Here is a 13949-nt window from a genome sequence, read left to right on the forward strand (position 1 = left end):
ATTCTCTAGTTCAACCATTATAGCGAATTAAAAACGATTTTTCAATTTCTATTTCTTTTCAGTTTGGCTCCCTTATTTATAGGAAAATATGGTAAAATAGAACAGACTAAAAATCATCATTTCACGAAAGGATGCAAGATGAAGATTACGCAAGAAGAGGTAACACACGTTGCCAATCTTTCAAAATTAACATTCTCTGAAGAAGAAACTGCTGCCTTTGCGACTACCTTGTCTAAAATTGTTGACATGGTTGAGTTGCTGGGCGAAGTCGACACAACTGGTATCGCACCTACTACAACGATGGCTGACCGCAAGACCGTACTCCGTCCCGATGTGGCCGAAGAAGGAACTGACCGTGACCGCTTGTTTAAAAACGTACCTGAAAAAGAAAACTACTATATTAAGGTACCAGCTATCCTAGATGATGGAGGAGATGCCTAATGACTTTTAATAACAAAACGATTGAAGACTTGCACAACCTCCTTATCTCTAAGGAAATTTCAGCAACTGAATTGACCCAAGCCACGCTTGAAGATATCAAGTCTCGCGAGAAAGCTATCAATGCTTTTGTCACTATCGCTGAAGAACAAGCCCTTGCTCAAGCTAAAGCCATTGATGAAGCTGGAATTGACGCGGATAATGTCCTTTCAGGAATTCCACTGGCTGTTAAGGATAATATTTCTACTGACGGCATCCTCACAACTGCTGCCTCAAAAATGCTCTACAACTACGAGCCAATCTTTGATGCGACAGCCGTTGCTAATGCAAAATCTAAGGGCATGATTGTTGTCGGAAAAACCAACATGGACGAGTTTGCCATGGGTGGATCAGGTGAAACTTCTTACTACGGTGCCACTAAAAATGCTTGGGACCACAGCAAGGTTCCTGGTGGTTCATCAAGCGGTTCTGCCGCAGCTGTAGCTTCTGGGCAAGTCCGATTGTCACTTGGTTCTGATACTGGTGGTTCCATCCGCCAACCTGCCGCCTTCAACGGGATTGTTGGTCTCAAACCAACCTACGGAACGGTTTCTCGTTTCGGTCTCATTGCCTTCGGTAGCTCATTAGACCAGATTGGACCTTTTGCACCAACTGTTAAAGAAAATGCCCTCTTGCTCAATGCGATTGCCAGCGAAGATGCTAAAGACTCTACTTCTGCTCCTGTCCGCATTGCTGACTTTACTTCAAAAATTGGTCAAGACATCAAGGGAATGAAAATTGCTTTGCCTAAGGAATACCTTGGTGAAGGGATTGACCCAGAGGTTAAGGAAACCATTCTGAATGCCGCTAAACACTTTGAAAAACTTGGTGCCATCGTCGAAGAAGTCAGCCTTCCTCACTCTAAATACGGTGTTGCCGTTTACTATATTATCGCTTCATCTGAAGCTTCCTCAAACTTGCAACGCTTTGACGGTATCCGTTACGGCTACCGCGCAGAGGATGCGACTAATCTTGATGAAATCTATGTAAACAGCCGTAGCCAAGGTTTCGGTGAAGAAGTGAAACGCCGTATCATGCTAGGTACTTTCAGCCTTTCATCAGGTTACTATGATGCCTATTACAAGAAGGCTGGTCAGGTCCGTACCCTCATCATCCAAGATTTCGAAAACGTCTTTGCGGATTACGACTTGATTTTGGGACCAACTGCACCAAGCGTTGCCTATGACTTGGATTCCCTCAACCATGACCCCGTTGCCATGTACTTGGCTGACCTTTTGACCATCCCAGTCAACTTAGCAGGTCTCCCAGGAATTTCAATTCCTGCTGGATTTTCTCAAGGTCTCTCAGTCGGTCTGCAATTGATTGGTCCTAAATACTCTGAGGAGACCATTTACCAAGCTGCTGCTGCCTTTGAAGCAACAACAGACTACCACAAACAACAACCTGTGATTTTTGGAGGTGATAACTAATGAACTTTGAAACAGTCATTGGACTTGAAGTCCACGTAGAGCTCAACACCAATTCAAAAATCTTCTCACCTACTTCTGCCCACTTTGGAAATGACCAAAATGCCAACACCAACGTGATTGACTGGTCCTTCCCAGGAGTTCTGCCAGTTCTCAATAAGGGTGTTGTCGATGCCGGTATCAAGGCAGCTCTTGCCCTCAACATGGACATCCACAAGCACATGCACTTTGACCGCAAGAACTACTTCTATCCTGACAATCCCAAAGCCTACCAAATTTCTCAGTTTGATGAACCTATCGGTTATAATGGTTGGATTGAAGTGGAGCTAGAAGACGGTACGACCAAGAAAATCGGTATCGAACGTGCTCACCTAGAAGAAGACGCTGGTAAAAACACCCATGGTACAGATGGCTACTCTTATGTAGACCTCAACCGCCAAGGGGTGCCATTGATTGAAATTGTATCTGAAGCTGACATGCGTTCTCCTGAAGAAGCCTACGCTTATCTGACAGCCCTCAAGGAAGTCATCCAGTACGCTGGCATTTCTGACGTTAAGATGGAAGAAGGTTCTATGCGCGTGGATGCCAACATCTCTCTTCGTCCTTATGGTCAAGAGAAATTCGGTACCAAGACTGAGTTGAAGAACCTCAACTCCTTCTCAAATGTTCGCAAGGGTCTTGAATACGAAGTCCAACGTCAAGCTGAAATCCTTCGCTCAGGCGGTCAAATCCGCCAAGAAACACGCCGTTACGATGAAGCCAACAAAGCAACCATCCTCATGCGTGTTAAGGAAGGTGCTGCAGACTACCGCTACTTCCCAGAACCAGACCTACCCCTCTTTGAAATCTCAGATGAGTGGATCGAAGAAATGCGTACAGAATTGCCAGAATTTCCAAAAGAACGCCGTGCGCGCTACGTTGCTGACCTTGGCTTGTCAGACTACGATGCTAGCCAGTTGACAGCAAACAAAGTCACTTCTGACTTCTTTGAAAAAGCTGTCGCCCTTGGTGGCGATGCGAAGCAAGTCTCAAACTGGCTCCAAGGCGAAGTCGCTCAATTCTTGAACGCTGAAGGAAAAACTCTGGAACAAATCGAGTTGACACCAGAAAACTTGGTTGAAATGATTGCCATCATCGAAGACGGCACTATCTCATCTAAGATTGCCAAAAAAGTCTTTGTCCATCTGGCTAAAAATGGTGGTGGAGCGCGTGAATACGTCGAAAAAGCCGGAATGGTTCAAATCTCAGATCCATATATCTTGATTCCAATCATCCACCAAGTCTTTGCCGATAACGAAGCTGCTGTTGCCGACTTCAAGTCAGGAAAACGCAACGCAGACAAGGCCTTCACAGGATTCCTTATGAAAGCAACCAAAGGACAAGCCAACCCACAAGTTGCCCTTAAACTACTCGCCCAAGAATTGGCTAAGTTGAAAGAAAACTAGACAGAAAAAAACCAGCCCTAAGGTTGGTTTTTTCTTATCTACCAACTCCCAATAACTATTTTGGCTTTATTTCCAGAATATTTTATGGTAAAATGAAGAGTAATAATATTTATTAAAGAGGTAAAAACATGATTGAAGCAAGTAAATTAAAGGCTGGTATGACCTTTGAAACAGCTGACGGAAAATTGATCCGCGTTTTGGAAGCTAGCCACCACAAACCAGGTAAAGGAAACACCATCATGCGTATGAAATTGCGCGATGTCCGTACTGGTTCTACATTTGACACAAGCTACCGTCCAGAGGAAAAATTTGAACAAGCCATCATCGAGACTGTTCCAGCTCAATACTTGTACAAAATGGATGACACAGCTTACTTCATGAATACAGAAACATACGACCAATACGAAATTCCTGTAGTCAATGTCGAAAACGAGTTGCTTTACATCCTTGAAAACTCAGAAGTGAAGATCCAATTCTACGGAACTGAAGTGATCGGTGTGACAGTACCAACTACTGTTGAATTGACAGTTGCAGAAACTCAACCATCTATCAAAGGTGCTACTGTTACAGGTTCTGGTAAACCAGCAACTCTTGAAACAGGTCTTGTTGTAAACGTTCCAGACTTCATCGAAGCAGGACAAAAACTCGTCATCAACACTGCTGAAGGAACTTACGTTTCTCGTGCCTAATCTCTAGAAAGAGGTCATTCTATGGGAATTGAAGAACAACTTGGCGAAATCGTTATCGCCCCACGTGTACTTGAAAAAATCATTGCCATCGCAACAGCTAAAGTTGACGGTGTCCACTCTTTTTCAAACAAATCAGTATCTGACACCCTTTCAAAACTTTCTCTCGGTCGCGGCGTTTATCTTAAAAACGTGGACGAAGAACTAACAGCTGATATCTATCTCTACCTTGAGTACGGAGTAAAAGTTCCTAAGGTAGCTGTTGCTATCCAAAAAGCTGTCAAAGATGCTGTCCGCAACATGGCTGATGTAGAACTAACTGCTATCAATATCCACGTTGCTGGTATCGTTGCAGATAAAACACCAAAACCAGAATTGAAAGATCTATTTGACGAGGACTTCCTCAATGACTAGTCCACTATTAGAATCTAGACGTGAGCTCCGTAAATGCGCTTTTCAAGCTCTCATGAGTCTTGAGTTCGGCACGGATGTCGAAACTGCTTGTCGTTTCGCCTATACTCATGATCGTGAAGATACTGATGTGCAACTTCCAGCCTTTTTGACAGAGCTAGTTTCTGGTGTTCAAGCTAAAAAGGAAGAACTAGACAAGCAAATCACACAGCATTTAAAAGCAGGATGGACCATCGAGCGTTTAACACTCGTGGAGAGAAACCTCCTTCGCTTGGGAGTCTTTGAAATCACTTCATTTGACACCCCTCAGCTGGTTGCTGTTAATGAGGCTATCGAGCTTGCAAAGGACTTCTCAGATCAAAAGTCTGCCCGTTTTATCAATGGACTGCTCAGCCAGTTTGTAACAGAAGAACAGTAAACAGAAAAAGTGTTTGACAAATATCAAACACTTTTTTCTTTGCCTTCACTATCTAAAAAAATGATAATAGACATAATTATAAACAAAAATCCAGATGGGTTTTGCATAAATGAGAAAGTTGAAAAAACTATGGCACAGGATGGTAATTTTTAGGTTCTTTGTCCAACGGTAGACAAGGGCATAGAAGAGACCGCCTAAACTATAAATAATCAAACTGATAGGATCTCGGTGAGTTAGGATTAAATGACTAAGTCCAAAGATAAGAGCAGATAGGATAACATCCAGATAGTACTTGGACTGGGGGAAAAAGGTATTCATAAAGTACCCTCTATGAATCAGTTCCTCTAATATAGGTCCGATGACTACTGTTAAACTAAAACTGAGAACAGTTGATAGAAAAGTTGGTTGCCCATTGGAGTATAGAATCGAAAGAAGATCTTGAAAGATATACTTGTTATCAATTAGATGATGAAACTGTAACTGAAAAGCATCTACCAATTGACGATCAAAATAAGTAGCCACTAGACCAAATACAAGGTAAAAGAATCTTGACTTCTTTGAACCCTTTTTTTCAAAAATATAGAGCATCTCTTTCTTTTTGAGCCAGTAGATAAATATTAGCAAAAGAGCTATTACTTCAACTGTTAAAAAGATAGAATAGCCATCTATCCCCCATCCTAAAAACTTAGTTAGATGCATAATCCCTAACTCTGGTAGATAAACCGATAGAAATACCAGTAAGATAAAGACTCCCAAATGCCCTAGTTTTTTCATACTTACACCTTTAATTTATTAATAGCCAATACCATAAGCACGTCTAGTCGCATGAGTCAGTATTGTACTCCATTCTGTCGCTAAACTATATGCATATGGCGAATCCCAATGTCTATCATCAACCAACCAAATCATGCCACCACCTGGAACTTGATCTAAGTCTTCAGATGAAAGAACTATAAATGTTTCTGTACCTGTCATTGCAAGAACCTTCTTAAAATATTGTTGTAGGCTCACCTCTACAGTATACTTCTTTTTTATCTATTTTATTAGTCTTCTCCTCAACTATCAATTTTTCAACCTGAATGGCATTTTCTATAAAAAAATGAGACCTTTCTAGTCTCATTTAGTCGTTCTTAGTATTTTCTAAAGCGTTGGTAACGTTCTTCAATAAGTTGGTCAAGTGGTAGTTCTTGCAACCTATCTAGTTCTGCACGCAATTCATTTTTAACACGAGCTTGTAGCTCTTTACTGGAGAGGCCTGCTTCTGAGATTACCTTGTCTACGATTCCCATTTCTAGAAGTTCATGCGAAGTGATTTTCATCAATTCCGCTGCTTCCATAGCACGACTTCCATCCTTCCAAAGGATAGAGGCAAATCCTTCAGGGCTAAGTACGGCGTAGATTGAGTTTTCTAACATCCAGACACGGTTAGCTACTGCTAGAGCTAGGGCCCCGCCAGATCCACCTTCACCGATAATAATCGCGATGATTGGAACCTTGAGGTCACTCATTTCCATCAGGTTTCGGGCGATTGCTTCACCTTGTCCACGTTCCTCTGCTCCAACACCTGGGTAAGCACCCGCCGTATTGATAAAGGTCACAACTGGACGACCAAACTTTTCTGCCTGTTTCATCAGGCGAAGAGCCTTGCGATAGCCTTCTGGATGAGGCTGCCCAAAATTCCGTTTGAGGTTATCATGAAGACTTTTCCCCTTTTGGATACCAACGACAGTTACTGCTTGTTCACCTAACCAGCCAATTCCACCAATGACCGCACCATCGTCTCGGAAAGAGCGATCTCCATGCAATTCGATAAATTCATCGAAGATTCCATTGGCAAAATCAAGGGCTGTCAAGCGACTCTGCTCGCGTGCCTCTCTGACTATTTTTGCAATATTCATCCGCGACTTCCTCCATGCAATCTTACTAATTTAGCAATTGTTTCAGGCAATTCTCTCCGTTTGACAATTGCATCAACAAATCCATGTTCAAGCAGAAATTCTGCCTTTTGGAAGTCATCCGGCAAGGTCTCACGAACTGTATTTTCGATAACACGACGCCCAGCAAAACCAACCAAACTCTGGGGTTCCGCTAGGATAATATCACCTTCCATAGCAAAAGAAGCGGTCACTCCACCTGTTGTCGGATCGGTTAAAATAGTTAGGTAAAAAAGTCCTGCCTTGGAATGACGTTGAACTGCTGCAGAAATTTTAGCCATCTGCATCAAGCTCATGATTCCTTCTTGCATACGGGCACCGCCAGAAGCCGTAAAAAGTACAACTGGCAACTTTTCAACTGTCGCATATTCAAACAAGCGCGTGATTTTTTCACCTACAACGGTTCCCATCGACGCCATGATAAAGTTGGAATCCATGATCCCAAGGGCAACTTTTTGCCCCTTAATGCTAGCTGTACCAGTTAGGACAGCTTCATCCAGTCCTGTTTTTTCACGCATGCTAGCCAGTTTTTTCTGGTAACCAGGAAAGTTCAAGGAATCTTGAGTCTCAATACCTGTAAACATCTCTACAAAGCTATCAGAATCAATCGTCAAATCCAAGCGTTCCTGAGCTGAAATACGGAAAGTATAGCTACAATGGGGACAAATGCGCTCACTGCCAAGGTCCTTTTGATAAATTGTGTGTTTACATCCAGGACACTTGGAGAAGAGTTCATCAGGCACCTCTGGTTTGGCTTGTGGTGCCTGCCTTACGGAACGATTAGGATTGATCCGAATATACTTATCCTTTTTACTAAATAGAGCCATAACTCCCCCTTTTAGTTCTCATACTCTTTGAAAGTCTATTCTTTTTCTTGGTATTTTGGCAAGAAAGTTTCCATCAAGAAGGAAGTATCGTAGTCACCAGCAATAACACGACGGTCTGAAATCAGATCCAATTGAAAATCTGCATTGGTTTGTACTCCTTCAATCTCGAGCTCATAAAGTGCTCGTTGCATCTTCATAAGAGCGTCAAAACGATTCTCCCCATGAACAATAATTTTGGCAATCATACTATCATAGTAAGGAGGAATGGTATAGCCTGGATAAACTGCTGAGTCCACGCGCAAGCCAACTCCACCACTTGGTAGATAGAGATTGGTAATTTTCCCTGGACTTGGGGCAAAGTTAAATGCTGGATTTTCCGCATTGATCCGACACTCGATAGCATGACCACGTAGGACAATATCTTCTTGCTTGACAGACAACTGTTGCCCAGCCGCAATACGAATCTGCTCCTTGACGATATCCACACCTGAAACAAACTCTGTGACTGGGTGTTCAACTTGCACTCGAGTATTCATTTCCATGAAGTAGAAATTGCCACTGGCTTCATCGAGCAGAAATTCAATAGTCCCTGCATTTTCATATCCAACAGACTCCGCTGCACGAACGGCCGCAGAACCAATTTCATTACGAAGGGTTTTTCCAATCGCGATGGACGGGCTTTCTTCTAAGACCTTTTGGTTATTTCGCTGAAGAGAACAATCCCGTTCTCCTAGGTGGATGACGTGTCCCTCTTGGTCAGCAAGGATTTGGACCTCTATGTGGCGAGCTGGATAAATCACACGCTCAAGGTACATAGCGCCATTCCCAAAATTGGCCTTGGCTTCACTGGATGCTGTCTCAAAGGCTGCGACCAAGTCTTCTGCCTTTTCAACCTTACGAATCCCTTTTCCACCACCACCTGCCGATGCCTTTAGCATGACTGGGTAGCCAATCTTTTCTGCAACTGCAAGGGCCTCTTCAGCCGTGTGAACTTCTCCATCAGATCCTGGGATAACAGGAACCCCAGCCTTGATCATTTGTTCACGCGCATTGATCTTATCACCCATGGTATCCATCACAGCCCCAGAAGGACCGATGAACTTAATTCCCACTTCGTCACACATAGTGGCAAACTTGGAATTCTCACTAAGAAATCCAAAACCTGGGTGGATGGCTTCTGCCTCCGTCAAGACTGCAGCCGATAAAATCGCGTTGATATTGAGATAAGATTCTGTCGCCTTACCAGGTCCGATACAGATAGCTTCATCCGCTAGGAGTGTGTGAAGAGCTTCCTTATCAGCAGTTGAATAAACTGCTACGGTCGCAATCCCCAATTCACGCGCAGCTCGGATAATGCGAACCGCAATCTCACCACGATTGGCAATTAAAATTTTACGAAACATGGAGAACCTCCTTAGTTTCCAATTGCAAAGGTAAGAATACCACTCGCTGCAAGCTTGCCATCCACTTCAGCCTTTGCTTCAACCACGGCAATCGTACCACGACGTTTCACAAAGGTAGCCGTCATGACTAATTGATCACCTGGTACAACTTGCTTCTTAAACTTGACCTTGTCCATGCCAGCGTAAAAGACCAGCTTTCCTTTGTTTTCAGGTTTGGACAATTCCAAAACACCCGCAGTCTGTGCCAAGGCTTCCATAATAAGAACACCTGGCATAACTGGGTATTGAGGAAAATGACCATTGAAGAAAGGTTCGTTGATGGTGACATTTTTAATAGCAACAATAGTATCTTCGCTCACTTCCAAGACACGATCCACTAGGAGCATAGGGTAGCGATGGGGTAGAGCTTCTTTAATTCCTTGAATATCGATCATTTGATACGTACCAATCCTTTACCAAACTCAACCATTTCTTCATTTGAAACGAGAATTTCTGTTACCACGCCATCCTTAGGTGCTGGAATTTCATTCATGACTTTCATGGCTTCGATGATTACCAAAGTCTGGCCTTTCTTGACACTGTCACCAACCGTCACAAAGGCAGGTTTATCTGGTCCAGCAGCCAAGTAAGCAACCCCAACAAGTGGGCTTTCAACAACATCTCCCTCTGGAGCAACCGTCGTTCCAGCTGGTGCTTCTTCTACTGGACTCTCTACTGGAGTCGAAGGGACTGAAACTGCTGGACTAGCAACCACTGCGGCAGGCGCTGAAGGAACTGGAGCTGGTGCTTCAGAAACCATTCTTGCTTCATTCTTGCTGAACTGCAATTCGTCCCGTCCGTTTTTATAAGAAAATTCTCTCAAACTTGACTGGTCGAATTGAGCCATCAAGTCCTTGATCTCATTTAAATTCATAATTATTTATTCTCCCAACGTTTGAAAGCAAGAACCGCGTTGTGTCCACCAAATCCAAAAGTATTTGAAATGGCATAAGGAATTTCTTGCTCCAAGCCTTGTCCATAAACGACATTCGCTTCGATATAGTCTGACAACTCGCTTGTTCCAGCTGTCATTGGTACAAAGTTATGACGCATGGCTTCGATTGTAGCGATTGCTTCTACCGCTCCTGCAGCTCCAAGCAAGTGTCCTGTAAAGGACTTGGTTGAAGATACTGGTACTTCTTTACCAAAAACAGCTACGATAGCACCACTTTCTCCTTTTTCATTAGCAGGAGTTGAAGTTCCGTGGGCATTGACATATGCTACTTGCTCTGGAGAAATTTCTGCTTCTTCCAAAGCCAACTTCATAGCCTTAATCGCACCTTGACCTTCTGGATGAGGTGAAGTCATATGGTAAGCATCACAGGTATTACCGTAGCCAACTACTTCAGCCAAGATAGTTGCGCCACGTTTTTCAGCGTGTTCAAGACTCTCGAGAACCAGCATTCCAGAACCTTCTCCCATGACAAAACCGTTACGATCCTTGTCAAATGGAATAGAAGCACGAGCTGGATCTTCTGTAGTTGATAGAGCTGTCAAAGCTTGGAATCCAGCAATGGCAAAAGGAGTGATTGATGATTCTGATCCCCCAACTAGCATGACATCTTGGAAACCAAACTTGATTGAACGGAAGGCATCTCCGATGGCATCATTTGATGAGGCGCAGGCTGTATTGATTGATTTACAGATACCGTTTGCTCCGAAACGCATAGCAACATTTCCTGAAGCCATATTTGGCAAGGCTTTTGGAAGTGTCATTGGTTTAACGCGTTTTGGACCTTTTTCATGAAGACGGATAACCTGATCTTCGATTTCTTTAATTCCCCCAATACCAGAAGCAACGATGACACCAAAGCGATCTTTATCGATTGCTTCTACATCAAGATTTGCATTTGTCACCGCTTCTTGAGCTGCATACAAGGCATACAAAGAATAGTTGTCAAAACGGTTGGTATCTTTTTTGACAAAGTATTTATCAAATGGGAAATCTTGAACTTCTGCCGCATTGTGCACAGCAAATTCGCTGTGGTCAAACTTAGTGATTTCTCCAATTCCAATCTTCCCAGTTTGCAAACTGTTCCAAAATTCTTCTGGAGTATTTCCGATAGGAGAGGTCAATCCGTAACCTGTTACTACAACTCGATTTAGTTTCATCTGTCTTACCTATATCTTTCCTTATTTTTTACATGCTAAGTCCGCCATCAACAGCGAGAACTTGTCCAGTCAAATAATCCTGTCCAGCCAGGAACACTGTAGCATCTGCGATATGTTCTGCTTGACCGAAATGTTTCATTGGGATTTGGGCCAATGTCGCTTCCTTGACCTTATCAGACAAAACAGCAGTCATATCTGACTCGATCATCCCTGGTGCAAGAGCATTTACGCGTACGTTGCGATTGGCAACTTCACGTGCAACTGACTTGGTAAAACCAATCAAACCTGCTTTAGAAGCTGCATAGTTGGCTTGTCCGATATTTCCCATCAAACCGACCACACTCGACATGTTGATAATCGCACCTTCACGTGCCTTGATCATCTGTTTCAAGACTGCTTGCGTCATGTTGAAGGTACCTGTCAAGTTGATTTTAATCACTTTTTCAAAGTCTTCTTCGGTCATCTTGAGCATAAGCGTATCTTGAGTGATCCCAGCATTGTTGACCAAGACATCGACAGAACCGAGTTCCGCAATCGCTTGATCTACCATACGCTTGGCATCTGCAAAGTCTGAAACATCACCTGATATCGGTACTACTTTGACGCCGTAGTTTGAAAACTCAGCCAGCAATTCTTCTGAGATTGCTCCTCGACTATTCAAAACTACATTAGCGCCTAGTTGGGCAAATTTGTGAGCAATGGCAAGTCCGATACCACGACTTGAACCTGTTACAAAGACATTTTTATTTTTTAGTTGCATTCTGTTCTCCTGTTTCCTGTTGTATTTGTGGGAGAAGGGATTACTAGTTTCCCAGCAAAGCATCCAAACTTGCTTGGTCTTCAACGTTAGCTAGCTTAGCTGTTTTATCGATTTTTTTGACAAAGCCTGATAGGACTTTCCCAGGACCAATTTCAATAAAATTGGTCACGCCAGCATTCTGCATCACTGCGATACTCTCATAAAAACGAACAGGTTCTTTGACCTGACGCGTCAAGAGCTCTTGGATTCGATCTTTTTCCATAACAGTAGCTTCCGTATTGCCGACTAGAGGGCAAGTAAAGTCAGAGAAACTCACTCCCTCAAGAGCTCCAGCTAATTGCTGACTGGCTGGCTCAAGAAGGGCTGTATGGAAAGGACCAGATACATTTAAAGGAATCAATCGTTTTGCTCCTGCTTCCTGCAAGAGTTCAACTGCGCGGTCAACCGCAGCCACCTCACCACCGATAACGATTTGGCTTGGGGTGTTGTAGTTAGCTGGAGTCACTACTCCAACTTTAGAGGCTGTTTCACAAGCTTCCTCAATCACTTCAACTGGAGTATTAAGGACGGCTACCATTTTACCAGAACCAGCTGGCGCCGCCTCTTCCATATAAGCTCCACGTTTGGCAACCAGGGCAACTGCCTCTTTAAAGTCCAAGGCTCCGCTAGCTACTAAAGCAGAATATTCACCAAGGGATAAACCTGCTACCATATCTGGCTGATAGCCCTTTTCTTTCAATAAACGGTAAATAGCAACCGAAGTTGCCAAAATGGCTGGTTGCGTATAGCGAGTCTGGTTTAACTTGGTTTCTTCCTTATCAATCAAGTCACGAAGGTCATAACCCAAAACCTGACTGGCTTGGTCAATGGTTTCCTTGACGATAGGATAGTGGTCATAGAGGTCTCGTCCCATCCCTAGATACTGAGCACCTTGACCCGCAAATAGAAAGGCTGTTTTAGTCATTTCTTACAACTCCTGCCCAACGAGAGGCTTCTTCCTGAATTTTCTTGGCAGCGCCATAGTATAAATCTTTTAGGATTTCTTCAACGGTTTCTTCTTTAGAGACCAAACCAGCAATCTGACCTGCCATTACAGATCCACCTTCTACATCTCCATGAACAACGGCTTTAGCAAGAGCACCAGCTCCCATTTGTTCAAAGATTTCTAAATCTGGATTTTCTTGTCTAAAGGCATCTTTTTCAGCCTGTTCAAAGTCACGTGTCAACTGGTTTTTAATGGCACGAACAGCATGACCAAAATGCTGAGCTGAAATAGTCGTATCGATATCACGCGCCTTTAAGATTTTTTCTTTGTAGTTTGGATGGGCGTTAGATTCCTTAGCTACTACGAAACGCGTACCGACTTGAACAGCCTCAGCACCAAGCATAAAGCCTGCAGCGACACCCTCACCGTCTGCAATTCCTCCAGCAGCGATAACTGGAATTGAGACAGCCGCAGCAACTTGGCGAACCAAGGTCATCGTTGTTAGTTTTCCAATATGTCCACCGGCTTCCATTCCTTCTGCAATAACTGCATCTGCACCAATTTTTTCCATGCGTTTTGCCAAAGCAACACTTGGAACAACAGGAATAACTGTAATTCCTGCATCATGGAAACGAGTCATGTATTTACTTGGATTTCCAGCACCAGTTGTAACCACCTTAACCCCTTCTTCAATCACGAGATCAACGATGTCTTCTACAAAAGGTGACAAGAGCATGATGTTGACACCAAAAGGTTTATCCGTAAGTGATTTGATTTTATCGATATTAGCCTTTACGACCTCTTTAGGTGCATTTCCACCACCGATGATCCCTAGACCACCAGCTTTGGATACTGCACCAGCCAAGTCACCATCAGCAACCCAAGCCATTCCTCCTTGAAAAATAGGGTAATCAATGTTCAATAATTCTGTAATACGTGTTTTCATAGTGCCTCCATCATTCCTTGCTTACGTAATAGTTCGATGAGTTTATCATTTGAGTTTCAAACTATTACCTAAACAAGAG

The 13949-nt window shown here is 43.3% G+C and carries 17 protein-coding genes; 6 read left to right on the forward strand and 11 right to left on the reverse strand.

Annotation, left to right across the window (positions count from 1 at the left end):
* The first annotated feature begins 138 nt into the window (after positions 1–138).
* The 6 genes from gatC (at position 139) to nusB (ending at position 4864) form a co-directional block, all read left to right on the forward strand.
* Positions 139–441 (forward strand): Asp-tRNA(Asn)/Glu-tRNA(Gln) amidotransferase subunit GatC, encoded by a 303-nt coding sequence (gene gatC, locus HMPREF0850_RS11655; RefSeq protein ID WP_000705437.1) that lies wholly within the window; start codon positions 139–141, stop codon positions 439–441.
* Positions 441–1907: an Asp-tRNA(Asn)/Glu-tRNA(Gln) amidotransferase subunit GatA gene (gene gatA, locus HMPREF0850_RS11660; protein WP_000143695.1), complete on the forward strand. Its 1467-nt coding sequence runs from the start codon at positions 441–443 to the stop codon at positions 1905–1907. Before gatC ends, gatA begins: the two co-directional genes overlap by 1 nt.
* Positions 1907–3349, forward strand: coding sequence for an Asp-tRNA(Asn)/Glu-tRNA(Gln) amidotransferase subunit GatB (gene gatB / locus HMPREF0850_RS11665; protein ID WP_001008634.1), 1443 nt, complete (start codon positions 1907–1909; stop codon positions 3347–3349). The genes gatA and gatB overlap by 1 nt, the downstream gene beginning before the upstream one ends.
* Positions 3350–3477: 128 nt before the next feature.
* On the forward strand, positions 3478–4038 hold the full coding sequence (efp, locus tag HMPREF0850_RS11670; protein ID WP_000568641.1) for an elongation factor P: 561 nt from the start codon (positions 3478–3480) through the stop codon (positions 4036–4038).
* Positions 4039–4059: 21 nt separating this feature from the next.
* On the forward strand, positions 4060–4449 hold the full coding sequence (locus HMPREF0850_RS11675; protein ID WP_000510581.1) for an Asp23/Gls24 family envelope stress response protein: 390 nt from the start codon (positions 4060–4062) through the stop codon (positions 4447–4449).
* Positions 4442–4864: a transcription antitermination factor NusB gene (gene nusB, locus HMPREF0850_RS11680; protein ID WP_000203644.1), complete on the forward strand. Its 423-nt coding sequence runs from the start codon at positions 4442–4444 to the stop codon at positions 4862–4864. The genes HMPREF0850_RS11675 and nusB overlap by 8 nt, the downstream gene beginning before the upstream one ends.
* A 48-nt stretch (positions 4865–4912) precedes the next feature.
* Here nusB and HMPREF0850_RS0103470 read toward each other — a convergent pair whose 3' ends face one another.
* The 11 genes from HMPREF0850_RS0103470 to fabK all read right to left on the reverse strand — a co-directional run bounded on the left by HMPREF0850_RS0103470 (position 4913) and on the right by fabK (position 13870).
* The gene (locus HMPREF0850_RS0103470; RefSeq protein ID WP_000732991.1) at positions 4913–5638 is read right to left on the reverse strand and encodes a CPBP family intramembrane glutamic endopeptidase; all 726 of its coding nucleotides are present in this window, start codon (positions 5636–5638) and stop codon (positions 4913–4915) included.
* Positions 5639–5656: 18 nt separating this feature from the next.
* Positions 5657–5839 carry a hypothetical protein gene (locus tag HMPREF0850_RS12995; RefSeq protein WP_000148135.1) on the reverse strand — a complete coding sequence of 61 codons (183 nt, stop codon included), beginning with the start codon at positions 5837–5839 and terminating at the stop codon, positions 5657–5659.
* A gap of 155 nt (positions 5840–5994) precedes the next feature.
* The gene (locus tag HMPREF0850_RS11690) at positions 5995–6762 is read right to left on the reverse strand and encodes an acetyl-CoA carboxylase carboxyl transferase subunit alpha (protein WP_001017382.1); all 768 of its coding nucleotides are present in this window, start codon (positions 6760–6762) and stop codon (positions 5995–5997) included.
* Positions 6759–7625, reverse strand: a complete 867-nt coding sequence (accD, locus tag HMPREF0850_RS11695) for an acetyl-CoA carboxylase, carboxyltransferase subunit beta (protein ID WP_001173366.1) — start codon at positions 7623–7625, stop codon at positions 6759–6761. The genes HMPREF0850_RS11690 and accD overlap by 4 nt, the downstream gene beginning before the upstream one ends.
* Before the next feature lie 35 nt (positions 7626–7660).
* Positions 7661–9028, reverse strand: a complete 1368-nt coding sequence (gene accC / locus HMPREF0850_RS11700) for an acetyl-CoA carboxylase biotin carboxylase subunit (protein WP_000488662.1) — start codon at positions 9026–9028, stop codon at positions 7661–7663.
* 11 nt (positions 9029–9039) lie between these two features.
* Complete coding sequence (gene fabZ, locus HMPREF0850_RS11705; RefSeq protein WP_000565514.1) at positions 9040–9462, reverse strand: 3-hydroxyacyl-ACP dehydratase FabZ; 423 nt, start codon at positions 9460–9462, stop codon at positions 9040–9042.
* Complete coding sequence (gene accB, locus HMPREF0850_RS11710) at positions 9459–9941, reverse strand: acetyl-CoA carboxylase biotin carboxyl carrier protein (protein ID WP_001052295.1); 483 nt, start codon at positions 9939–9941, stop codon at positions 9459–9461. Before accB ends, fabZ begins: the two co-directional genes overlap by 4 nt.
* A 2-nt stretch (positions 9942–9943) precedes the next feature.
* A complete protein-coding gene (fabF, locus tag HMPREF0850_RS11715; protein ID WP_000774049.1) occupies positions 9944–11179 on the reverse strand; it encodes a beta-ketoacyl-ACP synthase II in 1236 nt (411 codons plus the stop codon).
* A gap of 28 nt (positions 11180–11207) precedes the next feature.
* Entirely contained in the window at positions 11208–11939 is a 732-nt protein-coding gene (fabG, locus tag HMPREF0850_RS11720; protein WP_001176209.1) for a 3-oxoacyl-[acyl-carrier-protein] reductase, read from the reverse strand.
* A 43-nt stretch (positions 11940–11982) separates the two neighbouring features.
* A complete protein-coding gene (gene fabD / locus HMPREF0850_RS11725) occupies positions 11983–12903 on the reverse strand; it encodes an ACP S-malonyltransferase (protein WP_000167633.1) in 921 nt (306 codons plus the stop codon).
* On the reverse strand, positions 12896–13870 hold the full coding sequence (fabK, locus tag HMPREF0850_RS11730) for an enoyl-[acyl-carrier-protein] reductase FabK (RefSeq protein ID WP_000857454.1): 975 nt from the start codon (positions 13868–13870) through the stop codon (positions 12896–12898). The genes fabD and fabK overlap by 8 nt, the downstream gene beginning before the upstream one ends.
* Positions 13871–13949: the final 79 nt, after the last annotated feature.

Origin of the sequence: Streptococcus sp. M143, from assembly GCF_000162495.1 — a bacterium.
Classification (GTDB): domain Bacteria; phylum Bacillota; class Bacilli; order Lactobacillales; family Streptococcaceae; genus Streptococcus; species Streptococcus dentisani.